Source organism: Vibrio sp. (genome assembly GCF_050299255.1).
Classification (GTDB): Bacteria; Pseudomonadota; Gammaproteobacteria; order Enterobacterales; family Vibrionaceae; genus Vibrio.
In genome coordinates this window covers 20,060-42,728 of sequence record NZ_JBNKVP010000019.1, presented here as the reverse complement: position 1 = coordinate 42,728, position 22,669 = coordinate 20,060, and the positions used below count along the sequence as shown (strand labels likewise).

Here is a 22,669-nt window from a genome sequence, read left to right as displayed (position 1 = left end):
AGTGTTGCTCCTGGTTAAATTCGTTGTTCTATGATGCCGCCACCGAGGCACACATCACCCTGATAAAATACTGCCGATTGTCCCGGTGTGACTGCGACCTGAGGTTGGTCAAAGATAACCTTAATGTTGTTGTCATCCATAGGGATAATAGTACAGGGGATATCGGTTTGACGATAACGAGTTTTTACTGTGCAACTCACAGGTTGGCCAATCGGTTGACGGTCGACCCAGTGCAACTGTGACGCAATCAAGCCTTGTGATTTCAGCAGCGGGTGGTCACCGCCCTGGACAGCAATCAGTACATTGCGTTTTAGATCTTTATCAGCAACATACCATGGCGCTTCGCTGCCGCCGCCTCCTTTTTGGCCGCCGATATGCAGACCTTTCCGCTGACCCAGCGTGTGGTACATCAAACCCTGGTGTTCGCCAATTACTTTGCCTTCCGGGGTTTCTATATTACCGGGTTGGGCTGGCAGGTAGCGGGACAGGAAGTCGGTAAACTTGCGTTCACCGATAAAGCAGATCCCGGTCGAATCTTTCTTTTTAGCCGTAACCAAACCTTGCTCTTCGGCAATGCGGCGAACTTCAGGCTTCTCTAGTTCACCAACCGGGAACAGGCTTCTCGCCACTTGCTCGTGGCTGAGAGTATAGAGGAAGTAACTTTGATCTTTATTGCTGTCTAATCCGCGCAGCATCTGCGGTTTGTCGCCATGGTCCGGGAAGGTACGACGAACATAATGGCCCATTGCGATGTAATCGGCATCAAGCACCTCGTCAGCGAACTCCAGGAAGGCTTTAAATTTAATTTCTTTATTGCACAGGATATCTGGATTGGGAGTGCGCCCGGCTTTATATTCGGCCAGGAAGTATTCGAATACGTTATCCCAGTATTCCGCGGCAAAGTTTATGGTATGAAGATGAATACCAAGCTTGTCACACACGGCTTGAGCATCAGCCAGATCTTCGGCCGCCGTGCAGTACTCTTCGTTGTCATCTTCTTCCCAGTTCTTCATGAACAGGCCTTCAACCTGGTAGCCCTGTTGTTTGAGCAAATATGCTGATACAGAGGAATCTACACCGCCAGACATGCCGACTATCACTTTCTTTTGGCTGTTGTCAGAACTGAATTGGGACATCAAAAAATACCATCTAAATTAACTGGAGGCAGATTCTAACAGAAAGAGTCTGTCGGTGACAGATCCGTGATGTAAATCAAACCAGGTAAAAACAGCTCTGAAGACAGCACTTTGTAAGAGAAATTTTCAACAGCAATCGTTTGCTATAATTGCCGATATTGCTGGCCTAATCGCATCAGGCTAGAATCGCGGCTCTTTTCGTCCCTTTAGCTAGAATCGACACTATGAAATTTCCTGGTCAACGCAAGTCTAAACACTACTTTCCTGTCGACGCCCGTGATCCTCTGGTCAATCCGGTCCAAGAAAGCAATATCATGTCCCAAACCCATGTAATTGGTATTGACCAGACTCTGGTAGATATTGAAGCCAATGTCAGCAGCGAATTAATCGAGAAATATCAGCTGAGTAAAGGACACTCGCTGGTCATTGATGACCAGACCGCAGAAGCGCTCTATCAGGAACTGAAACAGAATGACCTGATCACCAATGAATATGCTGGTGGCACAATTGGTAATACTCTGCACAATTACTCGGTGCTTGCCGATGATCGTTCGACGCTGCTGGGTGTTATGAGCCAGGATATTAAAATTGGCAGCTATGGATACCGCTATTTATGTAACACCTCCAGCCGGATGGATCTCAATTACCTGCAGGGGGTGGATGGCGCGATTGGTCGATGTTTTGCCTTGATCACCGAAGATGGCGAGCGGACGTTCGCCATCAGCGAAGGTCAGATGAATCAGCTCAAGCCCGAAAGCATTCCCGAATCGATATTTGTGAATGCTTCAGCCCTGGTTTTAACCGCCTATTTAGTGCGCTGCAAGCCGGGTGACCCTATGCCAGAGGCGACCATGCAGGCGATTCAATATGCAAAAAAATACCAAGTTCCGGTTGTTCTCACCCTGGGTACCAAATATGTTATTCAGGACGATCCAGAATACTGGCAACAATTTTTGCACGACCATATTTCAGTTGTGGCGATGAATGAAGATGAAGCGGAAGCGCTAACCGGAGAGTCAGATCCGTTAGCCGCTTCCGATAAAACCCTGCAATGGGTGGATTTAGTTTTGTGTACTGCTGGGCCGGTTGGTTTATTTATGGCCGGATATACGGATGATGCGGTTAAACGTGAAACCTCGTTGCCATTATTGCCAGGTTGTATTGCGGAATTCAATCGTTTCGAGTTTAGCCGTCCAGTGGCGAGAAACACCTGCCAGAATCCTATTAAGGTGTATTCACATATTTCACCTTATATGGGTGGTCCGGAAAAAATAAAAAACACTAATGGCGCTGGTGATGCTGCGTTATCCGCACTATTGCATGACATGGCAGCAAATAAATACCACAAAAAAAATGTACCTAATTCCAGCAAACATAATCACAATTTTTTAACCTATTCCTCATTCTCACAAGTATGCAAATACTCTAATCGAGCCAGTTATGAGGTGTTAGCTCAACATTCTCCTAGGTTATCTAAGGGATTGCCTGAACGAGAGGATAGCTTAGAAGAAGTGTATTGGGAACGTTAAAAAATATTTCAACTAATTGAACATAATAAAAAAAGGCTCCAAGAGGAGCCTTTTATATAACTTAAAATTTTATCAATTAAATCAGGAAATCATCCAGTGATTTGCCCGCATCCAACTGCTCTTGAATGGCAGATGGAGTACGGCCCTGACCTGTCCAAGTCTTCTCGTGACCGTTAGCATCGACATATTTATATTTTGCCGGGCGAGGAGCACGTTTCGATTTTGATTTTGTTTTGGTTTCGCCAGATAGTGCAGTAATAAGTGCCTCTACGTCGATACCATCTTTAGAAATCTGTTCAGCGATAGCTGCCAATTTTGCTTCTTGTTCAGCTTGAGCTGCCATTTCTGCTTCTTCAGCTTCTTTGCGCTCTTCAACCACAGTCGTGAGTTTATCCAGAGCTTCTTCTAATTGCTCCATTGTAAGTTCACGAGCGAATGCGCGCAGGCTGCGAATATTTAAGAGTGTTTTGGTTAATTCCGACATGCTAATTCCTGTGATTCAATGTAGTCGATAAATCAATAATAAACGTCAATATAATAATACACAATAGAATATTGAAAATACTCTAGCAAATATTGTAAGAAAATGGACAAATTAGAAAAATTTTATTTTATACGTGTCAATTAACACTTTTGAGTTAATTAGAAAGCGCTAAAAAATCGGCGAGCAAACATCCTTAATAGAATTTGTGATTATTCATTGCTGCATGATCAGCTAATTAAGTAAACCCTATAATTACTAATGCTAATCCAACACCTATTTGATTTACTTATAGATGCAGTTGCATAAAAAGTTCTAGTTTTAGTCATTTAGCAACAATAATTGGAATGATATGTTGCAATAGTGCTATTGCTAAGTACAATGGTCGCCACCTGGAGTGCTAGGTTGGTTAAATTGTTGTTAATATGGATTATCAACAGTTTAAAATAACGCCAGCACGGTAGAGGTGCGAAACGAATGAGTAACGATAATTGGGGTGATGCCAATGAATTATCGCAAAAGGTCGTTTCGCCGAAGTAGTTTGGTATATCAAAACTGACTGCTGGGGCTGATTTCGAATAGGAACAGCACTGCCATAGTCTATAACTTTAACTATGGAGCGCTACTGTAGGGTTGGGTGAAGTGTTCGCTTCCCTTTCGCTTAGTTCAACATAAACGCCAGAGCAGGAGTTTCTGACGTTTGTCTGCAGTAGATCTCTGACCATTACTTACTGGTTTTTGAAGATCATGAATTTAATTGATTTCGCGTCGTCACCGATGTCACTGCTGCCACCATTGGTAGCGCTGAGCCTGGCCATTGTTACCCGAAGAGTTTTACTCTCTCTTGGGGTAGGTGTATTGCTGGGTGGTCTTTTACTCAATGACTACAGTCTGGCCAATACAGCAGGTTATATTACCGACAAGGTATCTGCTGTGTTTGTCGAAGATGGTGGTATTAATAGTTGGAACATGAGTATCGTCGCGTTCCTGGTTTTGCTTGGCATGATTACCGCCTTGCTGACTTTATCTGGCGGTACTCGCGCGTTTGCAGAATGGGCGCAGCATAGAGTGAAAAGTAAACGTGGCTCTAAATTGTTGGCCGCTTTCCTCGGCGTATTTATATTTGTGGACGACTATTTTAACAGCCTTGCGGTTGGTGCAATTTCCCGCCCCGTGACTGATCGCTACTATGTTTCCCGTGCCAAGCTGGCTTATATACTGGACTCGACCGCAGCGCCTATGTGTGTATTGATGCCAGCATCAAGCTGGGGGGCATACATCATAACTATCGTCGGCGGCATACTGGTTTCCCACGGTGTGACTGAATATTCCGCATTCAGTGCTTTTGTACAACTGATACCAATGAACTTTTATGCGGTGTTTGCACTGCTGATGGTATTTGCCGTGGTATGGTTCCAGCTCGATGTCGGCCCGATGCGTGGTCATGAGATTGAAGCATCACAAGGCCGGGGATTTGATAACGAAAGCAGCGATGATGCTGAAGCCGCCCGTGATCTGAATGAAGAGCTGGATATTCGTGAGAGCGAAAAGGGCAAGGTGTCTGATCTGGTGCTGCCAATTGTTGTGTTGGTGGTCGCCACTATTGCTGCGCTGATTTACACCGGTGCGGAAGCTCTCGCCGCAGATGAACAAGCTTTTAATCTGCTTGGCGCGTTTGAAAATACCGATGTTGGCCGTTCATTGATTATCGGTAGCCTATTCGGTCTGGCGACCACACTGTTCACGGTATTCAAGCAAGGCTTGGCGCTGACTGAGATCTTGCGTGCCGCCTGGATTGGCGCAAAATCGATGTTTGGTGCCATCCTGATCCTTGTATTTGCCTGGACCATTGGCTCCGTGATCGGTGATATGAACACCGGCAGCTATTTGTCTACTTTGGCTCAGGGTAATATTGGCCCACACTGGTTACCTGTCATTCTATTCGTGCTGTCTGGTTTAATGGCATTCTCGACCGGTACCTCTTGGGGAACGTTTGGCATTATGTTGCCTATTGCCGGTGATATGGCTGCGGCGTCAGACATCTCACTGATGCTACCAATGTTAGGCGCAGTGCTGGCTGGTTCGGTATTTGGTGACCACTGTTCACCAATATCTGATACGACGATTCTGTCTTCGACCGGGGCGCGTTGTAACCATATCGACCACGTTGCGACCCAGTTGCCTTATGCACTTTCGGTAGCGCTGGTTTCCAGCATAGGATATCTGGTGTTGGGACTGACTTCGTCGTTGTCACTGGCAATGTTAGCGGCAATCGTGAGCTTTATCGTGGTATGCACGGTACTGTCTGTGATCTCGCGTTCAAGAATGTCACGCTTAGAGTCAGCCTAATCTCCGGCTACCAAAAAACTCCGCTCATGCGGAGTTTTTTTGTTTCTTCACAACGTGACTGCGCTCTGCGGCATCCGTTACAGTTGCAGATTGTATTTTTTGATCAGCCGATACAGCGTGGTTCTGGATATGCCCAGCTGACGCGCTGCTGCGCTCATATTATGGTTATTGTTTTCGATCGCTTGCAGTAGATAATCAAGATCGATTTGATCACTGGCGGGCAGCAGTTGCCGGTCAACTGTCTCCAGGCCTAAGTCCGACTGATGCAACAAATTGTTGTCGCACATAACCAGGGCTCTTTGTATCACGTTACGCAATTCACGAACGTTGCCAGGCCAGGCATGTTTAAGCAACGCTTGCTTGGCATATTTAGACAGGCGGCCTTTTTGTCCGTCTTTGGCCATTTTATCCAGGAAGAAGTTAGCCAGCAGAATTACATCTGCATTTCGCTTACGCAACGGGGGCACCGTCAGCGGCAGAATATTGAGCCGGTAATATAAATCTTCGCGGAATTTACCCTGCATGACTTCCTGCTTTAATTCAACGTGACTGGCAGCAATCACCCGACAGTCGATAGCAATACTATGCTCACCGCCCAACTTCTGGATCACCTTGTTTTCCAGAAAATGCAGCAGGTGGATCTGTAAGTCCGGTGGCATGTCACCGATTTCGTCCAAAAACAGGGTGCCACCATCAGCACGTTGGATGAAACCGATGTGGTCTGTTATGGCACCGGTAAAGGCACCTTTTTCATGGCCAAATAGTTCTGAGGCGATCAACCCACTGGGGATAGCCCCACAATTGACTTCAATAAAGGGGCGTGCACGGCGACTGGACATCTGGTGAATTTGGCGCGCACATAACCCTTTGCCGACTCCAGTTTCTCCCTGAATTAGCACTTCTGCATCACATTGCGCGTATTTTTGTAATCTGGTCTTCAGCTCTTCGATGCAGCCACTATCGCCAATCAGAGGATAAAAGTCGTCGGGAAACAATGTTTCAACTTTGGCTTGTTGGCATCTATAACTCACTGTTTTGTTCATTGTTGGTGGAGTACACCGTAATAGTAGACAGTGACCGTTACTCAGGTTGGTCAACCGATGTCTTAATGCTGAGATCCCGTCGTGAATTGACGCACCAGTATGCATCTTCGTGTATATGTTGGGGTTTGGGGTTTAAATTCGACTATTTATTGATTTGCCTCTCAAGCCTTGAAACCGGGTAAAATGAGGCGAAAACTCGAGTAAACGAATAGATAACTCTGGAAACTAATGGAATCTAGGGAATTAATTCACTAAAAACATAGGTTTAATAGTGAATTAAGAAATAAATTTAAAATATCCCAATTATTGGTTGAAAATTACCAGGAGCTTGGTTAATGTGTCTTCATCAGTTTAGATAGTTCAAACCTTAATAAATATGCGTAATTTTGTGAAAAACATTCACCATCATCATCACCCAAAGTAGTCTTTCGGGCGATGTACGCGTATCCGGGAGACAGGAATCTCCCGGCGGTTAAAATCACTAGTTTCGATTTCATACCCTCGGGAGACTAAAATCTTCCGAGGGTTTTTCGTTTTTAGCAGTATTAAAATCAGATTAGACAGGGAAAAAATTTATGCAGACACAGCGCTTAAGAATTGCCATCCAGAAAAAAGGTCGATTGAGTAAAGAATGCCAGACCTTGCTGAAAAAGTGCGGCGTGAAATTCAATATCATGGGCGAGCGTCTGGTTGTTCACTCGTTAAATATGCCAATTGATCTGCTGTTGGTCCGTGATGATGATATTCCAGGCCTGGTTATGGATGGCGTCGTAGATCTTGGTTTCATTGGCGAAAACGAGCTGGAAGAAGTTCGCCTAGATCGAATCGCGCAGGAGGAACCGAGCGAATTTATTCAACTAAGCCGCCAGGATTTTGGTGGATGTCATCTGTCTATCGCCATTGATAAAGATGCAGAGTACAACGGCCCACAAGATTTGGCTGGTAAGCGTATCGCCACCACTTATCCGCACCTGTTAAAAGCCTATATGGACAAAGTCGACGTACCTTTTTCAACCTGTATGCTGACCGGTTCGGTTGAAGTCGCTCCGCGAGCGGGTCTGGCTGATGCGATTGCAGACTTGGTTTCTACCGGCGCAACACTGGAAGCCAATGGCTTGAAAGAGGTCGAAGTGATTTTCGAATCGAAAGCGACCTTAATCCAGCGAATCGGCCCTATGTCTGAAGACAAGCAAGCGCTGATTGAGAAGCTGTTGACCCGTATGCAGGGTGTCCAGCAGGCGAAAGAATCCAAATACATCATGTTGCACGCCCCAGTTGATACACTGGAGAAAGTAAAAGCTCTGCTGCCGGGCGCTGAAGACCCTACTGTTTTACCACTTTCTGCTGATAAACACCGCGTGGCGGTTCACTTGGTCAGTACTGAGAATCTGTTCTGGGAAACCATGGAACAGCTGAAAGCTCTGGGTGCCAGCTCTATTCTGGTATTGCCGATCGAAAAAATGATGGAGTAACGACGATGAGAACGGTTGTCTGGAAATCTCTTAGTGAATCACAACAAGATTCCATCCTGGAGCGTCCTGCGATAACAGCGGGTGCCAATATTAGTGCAGCAGTCGCGGAAGTGATTGCCGAGGTGCGCAGTCGCGGCGATGCAGCGTTACTCGAACTGACCGAAAAATTCGATAAAGTGACACCAGACTCAATTCGAGTATCGCCAACCGAAATTGAACTGGCCAGTCAACGCCTCAGCGAAGAGATGAAGCAGGCACTGCAGCAGGCCTACAGCAATATTGCCAAGTTTCACGAAGCCCAGAAGCCACAGAAAATCAAAGTGGAAACTCAGCCGGGTGTAATGTGTGAGCAGGTAACCCGGGCGATTCAAAAAGTGGGTCTGTATATTCCGGGTGGTAGTGCACCTCTGCCATCAACTGTGCTGATGTTGGGCGTACCGGCAAAAATAGCCGGATGTCAGAAAGTGGTGTTATGTTCTCCGCCTCCTATCGCTGATGAAATTCTTTATGTCGCCAGTTTGTGTGGCATTGATGAAGTCTACAACGTTGGTGGAGGCCAGGCGGTCGCCGCTATGGCTTACGGCACCGAAACGGTTGCCAAGGTAGATAAAATATTTGGTCCGGGTAATGCCTACGTGACTGAAGCCAAGCGCCAGGTCAGTAACGATTTTCGTGGTGCCGCGATCGATATGCCTGCCGGGCCTTCCGAAGTGCTGGTCTTGGCCGACGAAAGCGCCGATGCCGACTTTATCGCCGCAGACTTACTGAGCCAGGCTGAGCATGGACCGGACTCTCAGGTGGTGCTGGTCACACCGTCACCAGTGGTGGCTGATCAGGTCACCGACGCGGTGCAGCGTCAGTTGAAACAACTATCGCGTGCCGCCATCGCTGAGCAGGCGCTGGCATCTAGCCTGATCATTATTGCCGATTCGCTGACTCAGGCGGTTTCGATTTCCAACTTCTACGGTCCTGAGCACCTTATCGTTCAGACCAAAGCGCCGCGAGAGCTACTGCCGTTGCTCGATAATGCGGGTTCAATTTTCCTCGGTGACTGGTCACCGGAATCGGCTGGCGATTACGCGTCGGGTACCAACCACGTATTACCAACCTACGGTTACACCAGAACCTATTCCAGTCTGGGTCTGGCCGATTTCTCCAAACGAATGACCGTACAGGAGCTGTCGGCGGAAGGATTGGCGAACCTGGCGCCAACTGTGGTGACTATGGCTGAAGCGGAGGGCCTGGACGCCCACAAGCGCGCCGTGACGATTCGGGTAGAAAAGCTAGCAGAGAGAGCGAAATAAATGGAAAAATTGGCGCGAAAACAGATACAGCAACTGACTCCTTACCTGTCTGCCCGTCGTATCGGCGGCAGTGGTGATGTATGGCTGAATGCCAACGAGTCTCCATTTGACAACGAATACAAAACTGACTTCTCCCGACTGAATCGCTACAGTGAGTGTCAGCCGAAAGAGTTAGTCGCCGCTTATGCCAATTATGCCGGTGTGCAGCAAGAGCAGGTGCTGGCGTCTCGCGGCGCTGACGAAGGGATTGAACTGCTGATCCGGGCGTTTTGCGAACCGGGTGAAGATGCCATCCTGTACTGCCCGCCAACTTATGGTATGTATGCCATCAGCGCGGAAACCATCGGTGTGGAACGTAAAATTGTTCCGCTCACTGCAGACTGGCAACTCGATTTAGATCAGATCGAACAAAATTTGGATCAGGTTAAACTGGTGTTTGTGTGCAGTCCTAACAATCCGACTGGTAATCTTATCAATCGCGATGACATTATTCGTCTGCTGGAAATGACCCGTGACCGCGCTATTGTGGTGATGGATGAAGCCTATATCGACTTCTGCCCAGAAGCATCTACGGTTGATTTGTTGGCAGATTTCCCGAACCTGGCAATTTTGCGCACGCTGTCTAAAGCGTTTGCCCTGGCTGGCCTGCGTTGTGGTTTTACCCTGGCTAACGCCGACATCATCAATGTACTGCTCAAAGTGATCGCGCCATATCCAATCCCGGTTCCTGTCGCTGAAATAGCCTGCCAGGCGCTGTCGGAAGCCGGGCTGGCGCGCGCTAAATACCAGGTACTGGACATCAATGCCAACCGAGCTTACTTGCAGGTGGGTCTGTCAATGATCAATGGTGTCACGGTGTATGAAGGTTGGGGTAACTACTTGCTGGTCAAGTTCCCGGATGGTGATGGCGTGTTCAAAGCCGCCTGGGATCGTGGCATTATTTTGCGCAACTCTCCGATAGAAGATTGTGTCCGCATCACAGTGGGTAACCGGGACGAGTGTGAAAAAACGCTCGGTTTTATTCGCAACTATTACGCTTAAGTTATTAATGAAGGCTGGTTGAGAAGGTGAGAACTCAACGGGTCTCAAAGCCCAAGAATTTAGTTATAAAAGGAAGTTCCAGTGAGCAAACAACAAAAGATTCTGTTTATCGACCGGGATGGCACCTTGATCGAAGAGCCGCCAATCGACTTTCAGGTCGACCGACTGGATAAACTCAAACTCGAGCCCTATGTGATCCCATGCTTGCTATCGCTGCAAGATGCGGGATATCGGCTGGTGATGGTGACCAACCAGGATGGGTTAGGCACAGACAGTTACCCGCAGCAAGATTTTGACGCCCCGCACGATATGATGATGGATATATTCTCTTCACAGGGGGTTAAGTTTGACGATGTGTTGATCTGCCCTCACTTTGAAGAGGATAACTGCAGTTGTCGCAAGCCTAAACTCGGCATGGTGAAAGAGTACCTGCAAGGTGGCAAAGTCGACTTTCAGCACTCTGTGGTGATAGGTGATCGACCAACGGATCTTCAACTGGCGGACAACATGGCCATTCGCGGTATCCTGTATGACCGTGACACGAATGGCTGGCGCGAGATTCTGACCGAACTGACAGTAAAAGCTCGGGTGGCGGAAGTGGTCCGTACCACCAAAGAGACCGACATTCGTGTGGCGGTAAACCTGGATCAGGCCGGTGGCAACCAGATTTCTACCGGGCTGGGGTTCTTTGACCATATGCTGGATCAAATCGCCACTCATGGTGGTTTCCAGCTTAAATGCGTGGTGGAAGGCGACCTGCATATCGATGATCACCACACGGTAGAGGACACTGCACTGGCACTGGGTCAGGCGCTGAAAGAAGCGCTGGGCAATAAGCGTGGCATTGGCCGGTTTGGTTTCAGCCTGCCGATGGACGAATGTTTAGCGCAATGTGCGCTGGATCTGTCCGGCCGGCCTTTCCTCAAATTTGACGCGGCGTTTGGCCGTGAGCAAGTGGGTGACTTGTCCACCGAGATGGTTGAACACTTTTTCCGCTCTCTGACTGACACCTTAGCGTGTACGCTGCATCTGACTTCTGCTGGCGACAATGACCACCATATTATTGAAAGTCTGTTCAAAGCGTTCGGCCGCACATTACGCCAAGCGATTAAAGTGGAAGGTACCGAGCTACCAAGCAGTAAAGGAGTGCTGTAATGAGCGAGCAGAAAGTCGTCATTATCGATACCGGCTGCGCCAACGTTTCCTCAGTAAAATTTGCCATTGAACGGTTAGGTTATCCCGTCACTATCTCCAAGCAACCGGAAGTGGTACTGGCGGCAGACAAACTGTTTTTGCCCGGTGTTGGCACCGCCAGCGAGGCGATGAACAATCTGGCAGAGCGCGATCTTATCGAGCTGGTGAAAAAGGTGGAAAAGCCATTGCTGGGTATTTGCCTGGGAATGCAGCTACTGGGCAAGGTTTCTGAAGAGAAAGGCCAGAAAGCCGATCAGCTGGTCGATTGCCTGGGGCTGTGCGATGGTGAAGTGAAAAAAATGCAAACCGGTGACTTGCCATTGCCGCACATGGGCTGGAATACCGTGACCGCTAAAGCTGGTCACCCGCTGTTCAAAGGCATTGAATCTGGTGAGTATTTTTATTTTGTTCACAGCTTCGCTATGCCGGTAGGCGATTACACCATTGCTGAGTGCGACTACGGCCAGCCATTTAGCGCGGCAATTCAAAGTGGCAACTACTACGGTGTCCAGTTCCACCCCGAGCGCTCTTCGAAAGCCGGTGCGCAACTGATGAAGAATTTCTTAGAATTATAGGGAAGTAATATTGTGATTATTCCAGCACTCGATCTTATTGAAGGACAGGTCGTTCGCCTCTATCAGGGCGACTACGGCCAGGTCACCGAGTACAAGGTAGACCCTGCCGAGCAGTTCAACCTCTATCATCAGGCAGGCGCAAACTGGCTGCATCTAGTGGACTTAACCGGAGCCAAAGATACTTCGGCGCGTCAGTTGGATCTTATTGCCAAATTACTGGCATCAACGCCAGCCAACATCCAAATCGGTGGCGGTGTCCGTAACGAGCAAGACGTGGTGGACTTGCTGGAGGCCGGTGCTCAGCGTGTGGTGGTGGGTTCAACTGCGGTAAAACAACCGGAGCTGGTTAAAGGCTGGATGGCCAAATACGGCCCGGAACGTATCGTGTTGGCACTGGACATCAATATCGGTGCTGATGGCGTACGTAGGGTGGCGATTTCCGGCTGGCAAGAAGACTCAGGCGTGACGATAGAAGCACTGATCGATGATTATCTGACCGTGGGCCTTAAACACGTTTTGTGTACCGACATCTCGCGCGATGGCACGCTGGCAGGGTCTAACGTCGACCTGTACGTCGACCTGTGTCGCCAGTATCCTCAGGTGCAGTTCCAGTCTTCCGGTGGCATCGGTAGCCTGGCTGATATCGAAGCGTTGAAAGGCTCGGGTGTGGCTGGTGTGATTGTCGGCCGTGCCTTGCTGGACGGTAAATTTACTGCAGAGGAGGCGTTTGCATGTTGGCAAAGCGAATAATTCCGTGTCTTGATGTCCGCGATGGTCAGGTAGTAAAGGGCGTTCAGTTCCGTAACCATGAAATCATCGGCGACATAGTACCACTGGCGAAACGCTACGCTGAAGAGGGTGCTGATGAGCTGGTCTTTTATGACATTACCGCGTCCAGTGACGGCCGTGTAGTTGATAAAAGCTGGGTTGCTCGTGTCGCTGAAGTCATTGATATCCCATTCTGCGTTGCCGGGGGAATTAAATCTGCCGAAGACGCGGCGCGGATCCTGGAGTTCGGTGCCGATAAAGTGTCAATCAACTCACCGGCACTGGCTAATCCAGAACTGATCACCGAGCTGGCCGACAAATTCGGTGTTCAGTGTATTGTGGTTGGCATTGACTCTTACTTTGACCAGGAGACCGGCAAATACCAGGTGTATCAGTTCACTGGTGATGAGGCGCGTACTAAGGCGACTAAATGGCAGACGCGCGACTGGGTACAAGAAGTTCAGCGCCGAGGCGCCGGTGAGATCGTCCTTAATATGATGAACCAGGATGGGGTACGTAACGGGTACGACATCACCCAGCTGAATATGGTTCGCGAAGTATGCAAAGTGCCACTGATTGCATCCGGTGGCGCCGGGGCGATGCCGCATTTCGCCGAGGCATTTAAAGCCGCCAATGTTGACGGCGCCCTAGCCGCATCGGTTTTCCACAAACAGATCATCAATATCGGTGAATTGAAACAATATCTGAAACAAGAAGGTGTTGAGGTAAGAATATGAGTGATGTAATGGATGTATCAGCACTTTCAGAGCGTATTGACTGGCAGAAAGTCGATGGTCTGGTGCCGGCGATAGTACAGGATTTTCAGTCCAGCCAGGTACTGATGATGGGCTACATGAATCAAGAGGCGCTGGCAAAAACCGCTGACTCCGGTCAGGTTACGTTTTTCTCCCGCTCCAAATCGAGATTGTGGACCAAAGGTGAAACCTCGGGCAATGTTCTGCAACTGAAAAACATCGCTCTGGACTGCGACAACGACACCCTGCTGGTCAAAGCTGAGCCTATCGGCCCGACTTGCCATACCGGTACAGTGACGTGCTGGGACGGTGACGGTCAGGAAGAGTCGCAAATGGTGTGGCTTCATCAACTTGAGCAATTATTGGCTGCCCGCAAGAGTGCCGACCCGGAATCTTCGTACACCGCCAGTTTATATGCCCGTGGCACCAAGCGTATTTCGCAAAAAGTGGGCGAAGAAGGCGTTGAAGTTGCGCTTGCGGCGACGTCGGGTGATAAGGAGGAGCTAGTGTGCGAGTCGGCCGACCTGATCTATCACCTGCTGGTGCTGCTGCAAGACCAGGGCTTGTCGATGAACGACGTGATTAACAAGCTCAAGGAGCGCCACAAGTAATTACCCCCCTGAATGTGGTAGTATGGTGGCAAATCAAAATTAAAGCTGTAGGAGGGTTACCTCTTACAGCTTTTGCGTTTTAACAGTCGGAGGAATCTTATGGCAGGTCACAGTAAATGGGCGAATATTCGTCATCGCAAAGCTGCACAGGATGCCAAGCGCGGCAAGATCTTTACCAAATTGATCCGGGAAATCGTGGTGGCGGCGAAAGAGGGGGGAGCAGAAATAGAAAATAACCCTCGTCTTCGTGCGGCCGTTGATAAAGCGTTGTCCAATAATATGACCCGGGACACGGTTAACCGGGCGGTCAGCCGCGGTGCCGGTGGTGAGGGTGATGACAACATGGAAACCGTCATCTATGAAGGCTATGGTCCAGGAGGTACGGCCGTGATGGTGGAGTGTATGACGGACAACCGTAACCGCACCGTTTCTGGTGTGCGCCACGCGTTTTCCAAAGCCGGCGGTAACCTGGGAACGGACGGCAGCGTCAACTATCTGTTCGATAAAAAAGGCGTTATATCCTATGAACCTGGCCTGGATGAAGATGCGGTGATGGAAGTGGCGCTGGAAAGTGGTGCCGAAGATATCGAAACCGCTGATGACGGTGCGATAGATGTCTTTACCACGCCGGGCGACTTCGGTCAGGTCAAAGATGCCCTCGACGAAGCGGGCTTCACGGCAGCTAATGCGGAAGTGAGCCTGGTGCCTTCGACCAAAGCGGAACTGGACGCCGACACCGCACCAAAACTGCTGCGTCTAATCGACGCTCTGGAAGATTTGGACGATGTTCAGGAAGTGTATCATAACGGCGATATTTCAGACGAAGTGGCAGAGAGCCTGTAAGCGCCTCAAATGCTCCCGAACAGGAGCATTTTTTCTTGTCAGGTCATGACAAATTTGAAAAATCAGGTAAAGTAACGGCCTTTGTGAGTAATCTTCTATCTCTGATAGGCATAATAAAGCGAATAGGAAACAGCATGATTCTAGTTGTCGGTCATAAAAACCCGGATAGTGACAGTATATGTGGTGCATTGGTTGCCGCTGAATTGCTAAAAGCGCGTGGTCTGGAAGCCAAAGCAGTACGCCAGGGTGAAATCAATCGTGAAACTCAGCATATTCTGGCAACCGCCGGTATCGACCAGCCTGAATTCCGCACCAGCGTAGCGGGTGAAAAAGTTTGGTTGGTGGATTACACCGATCTGGCACAGGCACCGGATGATATCAACGATGCCGAAATTCTGGGTATTGTTGACCACCACCGTCTGGGTGACGTAATGACAACTAACCCGCTGGAAGCTTGGATCTGGCCGGTAGGTTGTACCTGTACCATCCTGTTTAACTTGTTCCAGATGGAGCAGGCAGAAATCAAGCCTCAGATGGCCACTCTGATGATGTCGGCTATTTTGTCTGATACCGTTGGCTTTGCCTCTCCAACCTGTACTGAAAAAGATAAAGTTGCCGTGAAGGCGCTGGCTGAAATCGCTGGTGTTACCGACCTGGACAAGTTCATCAAAGATCTGCTGATCGCTAAGACCGATATCGAAGGCCTGAGTGCGGCTGAACTGGTTGAAAAAGACCTGAAAGCGTACCCGTTCAACGGCCGTGACGTCGTAGTCGGCCAGGTAGAACTGGCGACTTTGGAGCAGGTTGACGGAATGATCGACGCGCTGGAAGCCGATCTGGAACGTCGTTGTCAGGAACAGGAGCTAGCATTTGCTGCGGTAATGCTGACTGACATCACCACAGCACAGACTCGCCTGATTTACAAAGGTGAGTGGGCAGAGAAGCTGGCCAAACACGAACAAAACGGCTTACTGATGATGGAAAACACCTTAAGCCGTAAGAAACAGGGCTGGCCTTGGCTGCAAGCAGAACTGGTTTAATTCCCGGATACGAAAAAGCTCATACTCAGGTATGAGCTTTTTTTTATCCTCGATGTTGGTCGCGCCTGTCAATACGGTCTTTCAGCGACTAGCTTAAACCGGCTGCTATCAGCGCTAGCGAAAGAAGGGCGCTTTATTGAAGTGACTTTCCACCAGACGCTGGGTAATGGGATGCTGCGGATTGGCTAACACTTCCAGAGTATCGCCAAACTCCACCACATCACCTTCGTGCATCACCATCAATTTATCGGTAATGTGCTTGATGATGCCGAGGTGTTGAGACACATAGATAAACGATACGCCCATCTCTTCCTGTAGTTCTAGAAACAGGTTGATGATTTGAGAGCGCATTGCCATATCCAGACCATTCAGCGCTTCATCGGCAACAATAATCGAGGGCTGAAGAATCAGTGCCCGAGCCAGACAAACACGCTGTTTTTGACCAGTGGCCAGCATCTGTGGATAGAAATAGGCGTGCTCTGGCAGTAAGCCAACACGCAGTAAGGTATCTTTTACCCGGCTGATTCTGGCTTCCTGAGACATGTTAGTATTTCGGATCAGGGGGCCTTCCAGAATTTGGCCGACTTGAATCCTGGGATTAAGCGAGGTGTTAGGATCCTGAAATATCATTCGGATCAGTTTACACCGGGTTGCATAGTCTTTGTGCTCCAGAAGTTCACCGTTTACACGTATTTCGCCGGAACTGGGCTCTACCACACCGGCTAACATTCTGGCTAAGGTCGACTTCCCCGAGCCATTCTGGCCGATAAAACCGATGGTTTGGCCAGGATCCAGGGTGAAACTGACCGGTTTGACCGCGTGCTGGACCTTCTTATGGAAAAAACCCGAGCGAGTAACAAAATCTTTTGCCAGGCCATTTACCTCTAACAAGGTGTTCATTGTTTTTTCTCCATGTTCAGCGGGTAATGACAAGCAAATTTGTGGGTTTTGACTCTACGCGTATAGGGCATAACAACGCATTGGCGCTGAGCATAAGGGCAGCGGGGGCCCAGCCGGCAGCCGATTGGCAGATGCTGCAACGGTGGAATACTGCCTGGTAGCGACTGCAGTTTCTCTTTGTGCGGGATCCATTCGCTAAAATCCGGCATCGCCTTAAGCAGGGCGGCGGTATAAGGGTGTTTGGGCGCGGTGAGTATTTTTTGCGTTTCCGCTGATTCGACCGACTGGCCGCAGTACATTACGGTGATGCGGTTTGCCCATTGGGTAATGGTGGTTAAGTCATGGCCAATCAGCAGAATACTGGTGTTGGCAACTTGATTCATACGACTCAACAGACGCAGGATCTGTGACTGGGTAATGGCATCCAGGTCATTGGTTGGCTCATCGGCGATCAGCAGTTTGGGCTGGGTCGCGATCGCCATCGCAATCATGATTTTCTGGCATTCACCATCGGTCAGTTCGTATGGATAGCTGCCCATCACCCGCCGGTGATCTTTAATGCCCACTTTATGCAGCAGGCCAACGGCCTGGTTTTTACGCCATTTAAACCTTTGCCACCATTTGCCGTTAAAAGTACGGGACGGGATAGATTCAATCAGCTGCTTACCCACTTCTTCAGACGGGTCAAGGCAGGTGGAAGGTTCCTGGAAAATCATCGCAATATCACGAGCAATGACGCGTCTCCGCTCCCTTGCGGTCAGTTGCAGCAGGTCGATATCGCCCAGTCGCATACGGTCGGCGGTAACTTTCCAATTTTCCTTGCAGACCCCAACGATGGCTTTGGCGACCAGGCTTTTGCCTGAACCGGACTCGCCCACTAGGCCACGTATTTCGCCTTCATTCATGGTCAGGCTCATACGGTCGACGGCTTTGACGTGGCCCTGTGGGGTTTCTATTTCAATAGTTAAGTGTCGAATATCTAACAACGGCATTATTCGATTCCTGCATTTAATGCCTGGCGTACACCTTCGCCCACCAGGTTTATTACTATCACAGTAAACATGATTGCCAGTCCTGGCAAGGTGACCGTCCAAGGTGCCAGGTAGATAAGCTCGACAGAATCGCCCAGAATTGCGCCCCATTCAGGACTCGGCGCCTGTGCGCCCAAGCCAAGAAAGCCTAGTGCGGTGATATCCAGGATCGCCACCGATAACGCCAGGGTCAACTCGTTGGCAATCACAACCAGTACATTCGGGATAATCGAGTGCCACAGCAGGTAGAAATTGTTGGCCCCATCCAGCCTGGCCGCCATGATGTACTCTTTTTCGATCTCGCTGTGAATGGCGATATAGACTGAACGAATAAATCGCGGTACCAGTGCCAGGCCGATTGCCAGCAGAACGTTGAACTCACCAATGCCCAGCACTGCGACAAAGATCAGTGCCAACAGCAAAGAGGGGATGGACATTACCGTATCGAGCAGGTGGTTAAGAGTACTGGACAGTAAGCCCTTGGTCATGCCCGCCAGAATGCCTATCACACAACCAATCACGGTCGCGATCGCGGTCACCAGCAAAGCTGCACCAAAAGTCAGCTGCGAACCGGCGATCAATCTGGATAAGATATCGCGTCCAAGGTCGTCGGTTCCGAGGAAAAATTCGACACTACCGTTAGGGTTCCACGAAGGCGGTTTGAGTAAATCGCCGACCTGAGCTTGCGGATCAAACGGTGTCAGCCAGGGTGACAGCAAGGTGATGATCACGATCACCAGCAAGCTCCACAAACCAAACATCGCCATCCCGTTAGAGCGGTAACTGCGCCAGAAGCGCTCAAACTGGGTCGGGATTCGTTCTTCCTGATAGACGTTATTTGTTAGCATACCACTCTTTCCTTACCAGTGGATTGACCATAGCGCCGATCAGATCCGAGAGAATATTGGCGGTCAGTACCAGACTGGCCACAACTAATACCCCTGCCTGAATAGAAACGTAATCCTGGTTGGCGAGCGCATCCAGTAACCAGCGGCCGATACCCGGCCAGTTGAAAATCGATTCGGTAATGATCGCCAGTGTAAGCATACTGGAGAGCTGGATCCCCACTTTAGGTATGATCGGTGGGATCGCGTTGCGCAGCACGTGCTGGGTAACGATTTCGTGGGTCGATAAGCCTTTGATCCGCGCCGCCCGGATATAGTTCTGGCCAATCACTTCGGCAACCGATGCACGCATCAGGCGGATAACCTGGGTGGTAGGTGCCAGAGCCAATACGATGCTGGGCAATATCATATGCTCCAGAACACTTTGCAGCGCGTGAACCCGGTACTTGCCTTCTGAGAAAAAAGCATCGATCAGGGCAAAGCCGGTCACATGATCAATTTCGTACAGCAGGTCATATCGGCCCGATACCGGAAACCACTCAAAGTGCAGTGAAAAGGTCATGATCATCAGCAGTGCGACCCAAAACAGCGGTGCAGAATAGCCGCACATCGCGGTAAAGGAAATCACCATGTCGATCCACTTACCGCTTTTCATTCCAGCCAAAGTTCCGACCGGAATGCCGATCAGCAAAGAGAAGATAAAAGCGATAAAGCAGAGCTCCAGTGTTGCAGGAAACACCATCCGGAGTTCGTTGATAATAGGGGTTCCGTATCGGTTAACGCCAAAATTGAACTGGCTTACTTCGCCCAGATAGGTGCTCCAGCCTGACCAGTAATCCATAATTGACCAGGGAGAACTCGGATCCAGGCGCAGAATGCTGAATCCCACCATCGTCAGAATTAACAGAGTGATAATAAACAGGTTGAAACGACGTACAGCATATAAAAACATCTATTTCACCCTCTCGACCTGGTTAAATGGTTGCACGTTAAATGGACTGCTCTTGAAGCCTATCAGCGAGCGGTCATGGGCCTGAAACTGCATTCCGTGGGATAACGGAATTACGGGGAACTGCTCATTGAGCATGTTCTGTGCCTGACGGTAGAGATTCAGCCGGTATCTCGGTCTATCCACCTCCAGTGCCAGATCGAGCAGAAAATCGAAGTCGCTGTTACACCACATGGATACGTTGATCCCGGCCCGTTCTGACTCACAAGAGAGCAGCGGACGGAGGAAATTATCCGGATCCGCGGTATCGGCAATCCAGCCGGTTAAAAACAGATCGATATTACTGCGGTTGGCAAAATCGCTGCGGTCGAATCGGTCTTCGGTGACCAGATGCAGCTTAATACCGATATCCGCCAGGTTAGACTGGATCAACTCGGCCGTTTTACGTGGGCTGGGATTATAGGCTCTCGGCTCCAGAGGGACGGACATGGTCAATTCCAGCCCGGATGAGTAACCGGCTTCCCGCAATAGCGCCAACGCATAGTTACGGTCATATCGCACGGTGACAGTGTCTTTCTGATAGGCCCAAGACGTCGGTGGCAGCACTGAGTACGCCTGGCTGCCGGTACCATAGTAAACCGAGTCCAGTATATTTTGTCTGTTTATCGAGTAGTTAAGGGCTTTGCGTACCCGAACATCGTTCAGTGCAGGATGTGAGGTGTTGACCGCAATAAACGACACGTTCATAGCCGGTCTGGCGGTCAGTTTAAGAAAATCCTGCTGCTCGATAATTGGCAGTTGGCTGGAAAGCGGCGAATTGAGCACATCGCACTCATTGCGCAGCAGTTTTGCCAGAGTTCCGGTACCACGATGGGAAATGTCAAACACCACCTGGTCCATCTTGGCGACCTGCCGCCAGTAGTAGCGATGTTTGCGCAGTCTCACCATGTCATCGATCTGGTACTCCTGGAGATAAAATGGCCCGGTGCCGACCGGATAACTGTCGAGGCGGTCTTTTTCATCGGCGAGCTCCAGCTGATGTCCGTACTCGGCTGAATGAATCACGGCAAAACTGGTGGCAATATTGGATAAGAAAGTGTTGTCGGGACGGCGCAGCGTGAACTTAACTTTTAAGTCGGACAGGGCTTCGATACTCGTTATTGAATTGTGGAAGTTAATACCAGAGAACCACGGATAGCTACCACCACCCACATAGTGGAACGGATGGGAAGAATCAATAATCCGGGCGAAGCTAAAAACGACGTCGTCGGCGTTCAAAGGCCTGCTTGGGGTAAACCAGGCGGTGTGGTGAAACTGAACATTCGGCTGCAGCGTGAAGATATATTCGGTGCCTTCTTCGTTCACTTGCCATTCACGAGCCAGGTTCGGGACTGGACGAAACGTTTCACTGTCCAGGGTCAGCAGAGTATCAAACAGCTGTGGGCTGAGGGCTTCCGATGTGATGCCACTGTCGACCAGCTGGGGGTTGAAGGTTTCAGGGCCTCCCTGGCCACAGTAGACGAAACCGCGCTGGCGAATTTTTTCGTGCGTGATTTCCTCGCTACAGCCGGCAAGTAAGCCGATCCCTAACAGACTCAATGTAATATTTATGAACGCTTTCATAGTCAGATTTGTTTACAAAACAAAGCATAATATAACCTGACATTATGCCTTACTTTCGCCACCTATTGCCACGATAAGATAGCCAGAATCACTAAGAATCTGAGGTTAAGTTGTACTTACGGATCATCCCCCGCAATTGGTGATAACTCAGACCTAACATTTCAGCCGCCTTGCGCTGATTAAACTGACTGGATTTCATCGCCGCGGTCAGGATTTGAATGTCCTGCTCTGCTTGCCAGGTTTTGTAATCAATCGGAAATGTCAGCTCATTAATGTCAGTATGGTTGCTGCTAGTGGCTTCGTCATGTTTCGTTGACCAATCGCTGCTAAATGGGTCAAAAACCAGCTCGGTCAGCGGCGCAGAGTGATGACCATGCTGATAAATCGCTCTTTCCACCACGTTTTTCAGCTCGCGGACATTCCCGGGCCAGTGATACTCCAGCAGTGCTTGCTGCGCAGAATCGGCAAAACCGACAAAATAGCCAATATCGAGTTCGCGGCACATTTTCATCGCGAAATGTTCTGCCAACACTAAAATATCTTCCTGGCGATGTCTCAGCGGGGGGAGGTGGACGACATCAAATGCCAGCCGGTCGAGCAAGTCGGCGCGAAATTCTCCCTGATTTGCCAGTTCAGGCAGATTGGCGTTGGTGGCGCAAATTAGCCGTACGTTGGCACTGAGCGACTGATGGCCGCCGACTCGTTCGTACTGACCGTATTCGATCACTCTCAGCAGCTTTTCCTGCACCATGGCGGGAGCGGTGGCCAGTTCATCCAAAAATAAAGTGCCATTTTCGGCCCGCTCAAAACGGCCCTTGTGCCTGCCGCGCGAGCCGGTAAAAGCTCCGGATTCGTGGCCGAACAACTCCGAGTCGATTAAGCCTTCGCTCAGCGTCGCGCAATTCAGCGAGATCAGCGGCTGCTCCCACCGTTTGGACAGGTAATGCAGCCGTTGAGCGATCAGCTCTTTACCGGTACCACGTTCGCCAATAATCAGCACAGGTCTTTCGATTTGTGCCAGCTGAGAAACTTTCTCCAACACTGACAAGAAGCTTGGCGATTCGCCCAGAATGCGCTGCTGCATATTAAACCTCTCCCTTGGTAAATTTTACCAACTGTTAGTCAAATTCATCATAGCATAGGCGTTCAACGTGGTCTTTATTTGTATCTATATGATTTT

Annotated in this window: 21 protein-coding genes, 1 riboswitch and 1 other annotated feature; of the genes, 12 read left to right on the top strand and 9 right to left on the bottom strand. The window is 49.6% G+C overall.

The features are described from left to right. Positions 1-14 precede the first annotated feature (14 nt). Complete coding sequence (gene mnmA, locus ACQY6F_RS07780) at positions 15-1,136, bottom strand: tRNA 2-thiouridine(34) synthase MnmA (RefSeq protein WP_428773429.1); 1,122 nt, start codon at positions 1,134-1,136, stop codon at positions 15-17. A 224-nt stretch (positions 1,137-1,360) separates the two neighbouring features. Between mnmA and ACQY6F_RS07775 the strand changes: the two genes are divergently transcribed. Next, positions 1,361-2,665 (top strand): inosine/guanosine kinase, encoded by a 1,305-nt coding sequence (locus ACQY6F_RS07775; RefSeq protein ID WP_428773427.1) that lies wholly within the window; start codon positions 1,361-1,363, stop codon positions 2,663-2,665. A 76-nt stretch (positions 2,666-2,741) separates the two neighbouring features. Here the strand turns inward: ACQY6F_RS07775 and ACQY6F_RS07770 are convergent, their stop codons facing one another. Continuing rightward, positions 2,742-3,149, bottom strand: coding sequence for an H-NS family nucleoid-associated regulatory protein (locus ACQY6F_RS07770; protein WP_428773425.1), 408 nt, complete (start codon positions 3,147-3,149; stop codon positions 2,742-2,744). A 450-nt stretch (positions 3,150-3,599) separates the two neighbouring features. After that, positions 3,600-3,779, top strand: a riboswitch (Lysine riboswitch). A gap of 114 nt (positions 3,780-3,893) precedes the next feature. On the opposite strand from ACQY6F_RS07770, the gene ACQY6F_RS07765 reads away from it, so the two are divergent. Next, a complete protein-coding gene (locus ACQY6F_RS07765; protein ID WP_428773424.1) occupies positions 3,894-5,495 on the top strand; it encodes a Na+/H+ antiporter NhaC family protein in 1,602 nt (533 codons plus the stop codon). Positions 5,496-5,572: 77 nt separating this feature from the next. On the opposite strand, the gene ACQY6F_RS07760 is transcribed toward ACQY6F_RS07765, so the two are convergent. Next, positions 5,573-6,526, bottom strand: coding sequence for a sigma-54 interaction domain-containing protein (locus ACQY6F_RS07760; protein ID WP_428773423.1), 954 nt, complete (start codon positions 6,524-6,526; stop codon positions 5,573-5,575). A 411-nt stretch (positions 6,527-6,937) separates the two neighbouring features. Continuing rightward, positions 6,938-7,073: a sequence feature (His leader region), on the top strand. Positions 7,074-7,113: 40 nt separating this feature from the next. Here ACQY6F_RS07760 and hisG point away from each other — a divergent pair. The 10 genes from hisG to ACQY6F_RS07710 all read left to right on the top strand — a co-directional run bounded on the left by hisG (position 7,114) and on the right by ACQY6F_RS07710 (position 16,141). After that, complete coding sequence (gene hisG / locus ACQY6F_RS07755) at positions 7,114-8,010, top strand: ATP phosphoribosyltransferase (protein ID WP_428773421.1); 897 nt, start codon at positions 7,114-7,116, stop codon at positions 8,008-8,010. 5 nt (positions 8,011-8,015) lie between these two features. Beyond that, positions 8,016-9,314, top strand: a complete 1,299-nt coding sequence (gene hisD / locus ACQY6F_RS07750) for a histidinol dehydrogenase (protein ID WP_428773420.1) — start codon at positions 8,016-8,018, stop codon at positions 9,312-9,314. Beyond that, positions 9,315-10,355 carry a histidinol-phosphate transaminase gene (gene hisC / locus ACQY6F_RS07745; RefSeq protein ID WP_428773419.1) on the top strand — a complete coding sequence of 347 codons (1,041 nt, stop codon included), beginning with the start codon at positions 9,315-9,317 and terminating at the stop codon, positions 10,353-10,355. It abuts the gene before it with no gap. Between the two features lie 81 nt (positions 10,356-10,436). Further along, positions 10,437-11,510 carry a bifunctional histidinol-phosphatase/imidazoleglycerol-phosphate dehydratase HisB gene (gene hisB, locus ACQY6F_RS07740; protein WP_428773418.1) on the top strand — a complete coding sequence of 358 codons (1,074 nt, stop codon included), beginning with the start codon at positions 10,437-10,439 and terminating at the stop codon, positions 11,508-11,510. Then, positions 11,510-12,124: an imidazole glycerol phosphate synthase subunit HisH gene (gene hisH / locus ACQY6F_RS07735; RefSeq protein WP_428773416.1), complete on the top strand. Its 615-nt coding sequence runs from the start codon at positions 11,510-11,512 to the stop codon at positions 12,122-12,124. The genes hisB and hisH overlap by 1 nt, the downstream gene beginning before the upstream one ends. Before the next feature lie 12 nt (positions 12,125-12,136). Continuing rightward, the gene (gene hisA / locus ACQY6F_RS07730; protein WP_428773415.1) at positions 12,137-12,874 is read left to right on the top strand and encodes a 1-(5-phosphoribosyl)-5-[(5-phosphoribosylamino)methylideneamino]imidazole-4-carboxamide isomerase; all 738 of its coding nucleotides are present in this window, start codon (positions 12,137-12,139) and stop codon (positions 12,872-12,874) included. Continuing rightward, positions 12,856-13,629, top strand: coding sequence for an imidazole glycerol phosphate synthase subunit HisF (hisF, locus tag ACQY6F_RS07725; RefSeq protein ID WP_428773414.1), 774 nt, complete (start codon positions 12,856-12,858; stop codon positions 13,627-13,629). The genes hisA and hisF overlap by 19 nt, the downstream gene beginning before the upstream one ends. Then, positions 13,626-14,258, top strand: coding sequence for a bifunctional phosphoribosyl-AMP cyclohydrolase/phosphoribosyl-ATP diphosphatase HisIE (hisIE, locus tag ACQY6F_RS07720; RefSeq protein ID WP_428773413.1), 633 nt, complete (start codon positions 13,626-13,628; stop codon positions 14,256-14,258). Before hisF ends, hisIE begins: the two co-directional genes overlap by 4 nt. A gap of 99 nt (positions 14,259-14,357) precedes the next feature. Beyond that, the gene (locus tag ACQY6F_RS07715) at positions 14,358-15,101 is read left to right on the top strand and encodes a YebC/PmpR family DNA-binding transcriptional regulator (RefSeq protein ID WP_428773412.1); all 744 of its coding nucleotides are present in this window, start codon (positions 14,358-14,360) and stop codon (positions 15,099-15,101) included. Positions 15,102-15,235: 134 nt separating this feature from the next. Further along, positions 15,236-16,141 carry a manganese-dependent inorganic pyrophosphatase gene (locus ACQY6F_RS07710; RefSeq protein WP_428773411.1) on the top strand — a complete coding sequence of 302 codons (906 nt, stop codon included), beginning with the start codon at positions 15,236-15,238 and terminating at the stop codon, positions 16,139-16,141. A 114-nt stretch (positions 16,142-16,255) separates the two neighbouring features. On the opposite strand, the gene ACQY6F_RS07705 is transcribed toward ACQY6F_RS07710, so the two are convergent. From ACQY6F_RS07705 to pspF, 6 genes are all read right to left on the bottom strand, one after another. Beyond that, positions 16,256-17,041, bottom strand: coding sequence for an ATP-binding cassette domain-containing protein (locus ACQY6F_RS07705; RefSeq protein WP_428773410.1), 786 nt, complete (start codon positions 17,039-17,041; stop codon positions 16,256-16,258). Further along, complete coding sequence (locus ACQY6F_RS07700) at positions 17,038-18,033, bottom strand: oligopeptide/dipeptide ABC transporter ATP-binding protein (RefSeq protein ID WP_428773409.1); 996 nt, start codon at positions 18,031-18,033, stop codon at positions 17,038-17,040. The genes ACQY6F_RS07705 and ACQY6F_RS07700 overlap by 4 nt, the downstream gene beginning before the upstream one ends. Then, complete coding sequence (gene sapC, locus ACQY6F_RS07695) at positions 18,033-18,920, bottom strand: putrescine export ABC transporter permease SapC (RefSeq protein ID WP_428773407.1); 888 nt, start codon at positions 18,918-18,920, stop codon at positions 18,033-18,035. The genes ACQY6F_RS07700 and sapC overlap by 1 nt, the downstream gene beginning before the upstream one ends. Continuing rightward, positions 18,907-19,869: an ABC transporter permease gene (locus tag ACQY6F_RS07690; protein ID WP_428773406.1), complete on the bottom strand. Its 963-nt coding sequence runs from the start codon at positions 19,867-19,869 to the stop codon at positions 18,907-18,909. Before ACQY6F_RS07690 ends, sapC begins: the two co-directional genes overlap by 14 nt. Continuing rightward, entirely contained in the window at positions 19,870-21,489 is a 1,620-nt protein-coding gene (sapA, locus tag ACQY6F_RS07685; protein ID WP_428773404.1) for an ABC transporter substrate-binding protein SapA, read from the bottom strand. Between the two features lie 91 nt (positions 21,490-21,580). Beyond that, on the bottom strand, positions 21,581-22,573 hold the full coding sequence (gene pspF, locus ACQY6F_RS07680) for a phage shock protein operon transcriptional activator (RefSeq protein ID WP_428773403.1): 993 nt from the start codon (positions 22,571-22,573) through the stop codon (positions 21,581-21,583). Positions 22,574-22,669 lie beyond the last annotated feature (96 nt).

What these genes read in the sequence shown, in the direction of transcription:
- pspF (WP_428773403.1), bottom strand. Translation starts at nt 22,573, where the DNA reads ATGCAGCAGCGCATTCTGGGCGAATCGCCAAGCTTCTTGTCAGTGTTG.
- ACQY6F_RS07690 (WP_428773406.1), bottom strand. Translation starts at nt 19,869, where the DNA reads ATGTTTTTATATGCTGTACGTCGTTTCAACCTGTTTATTATCACTCTG.
- hisH (WP_428773416.1), top strand. Translation starts at nt 11,510, where the DNA reads ATGAGCGAGCAGAAAGTCGTCATTATCGATACCGGCTGCGCCAACGTT.
- hisD (WP_428773420.1), top strand. Translation starts at nt 8,016, where the DNA reads ATGAGAACGGTTGTCTGGAAATCTCTTAGTGAATCACAACAAGATTCC.
- ACQY6F_RS07775 (WP_428773427.1), top strand. Translation starts at nt 1,361, where the DNA reads ATGAAATTTCCTGGTCAACGCAAGTCTAAACACTACTTTCCTGTCGAC.
- ACQY6F_RS07710 (WP_428773411.1), top strand. Translation starts at nt 15,236, where the DNA reads ATGATTCTAGTTGTCGGTCATAAAAACCCGGATAGTGACAGTATATGT.
- sapA (WP_428773404.1), bottom strand. Translation starts at nt 21,489, where the DNA reads ATGAAAGCGTTCATAAATATTACATTGAGTCTGTTAGGGATCGGCTTA.
- hisG (WP_428773421.1), top strand. Translation starts at nt 7,114, where the DNA reads ATGCAGACACAGCGCTTAAGAATTGCCATCCAGAAAAAAGGTCGATTG.
- hisIE (WP_428773413.1), top strand. Translation starts at nt 13,626, where the DNA reads ATGAGTGATGTAATGGATGTATCAGCACTTTCAGAGCGTATTGACTGG.
- sapC (WP_428773407.1), bottom strand. Translation starts at nt 18,920, where the DNA reads ATGCTAACAAATAACGTCTATCAGGAAGAACGAATCCCGACCCAGTTT.
- hisF (WP_428773414.1), top strand. Translation starts at nt 12,856, where the DNA reads ATGTTGGCAAAGCGAATAATTCCGTGTCTTGATGTCCGCGATGGTCAG.
- ACQY6F_RS07705 (WP_428773410.1), bottom strand. Translation starts at nt 17,041, where the DNA reads ATGAACACCTTGTTAGAGGTAAATGGCCTGGCAAAAGATTTTGTTACT.
- ACQY6F_RS07700 (WP_428773409.1), bottom strand. Translation starts at nt 18,033, where the DNA reads ATGCCGTTGTTAGATATTCGACACTTAACTATTGAAATAGAAACCCCA.
- mnmA (WP_428773429.1), bottom strand. Translation starts at nt 1,136, where the DNA reads ATGTCCCAATTCAGTTCTGACAACAGCCAAAAGAAAGTGATAGTCGGC.
- ACQY6F_RS07715 (WP_428773412.1), top strand. Translation starts at nt 14,358, where the DNA reads ATGGCAGGTCACAGTAAATGGGCGAATATTCGTCATCGCAAAGCTGCA.
- ACQY6F_RS07770 (WP_428773425.1), bottom strand. Translation starts at nt 3,149, where the DNA reads ATGTCGGAATTAACCAAAACACTCTTAAATATTCGCAGCCTGCGCGCA.
- hisC (WP_428773419.1), top strand. Translation starts at nt 9,315, where the DNA reads ATGGAAAAATTGGCGCGAAAACAGATACAGCAACTGACTCCTTACCTG.
- ACQY6F_RS07765 (WP_428773424.1), top strand. Translation starts at nt 3,894, where the DNA reads ATGAATTTAATTGATTTCGCGTCGTCACCGATGTCACTGCTGCCACCA.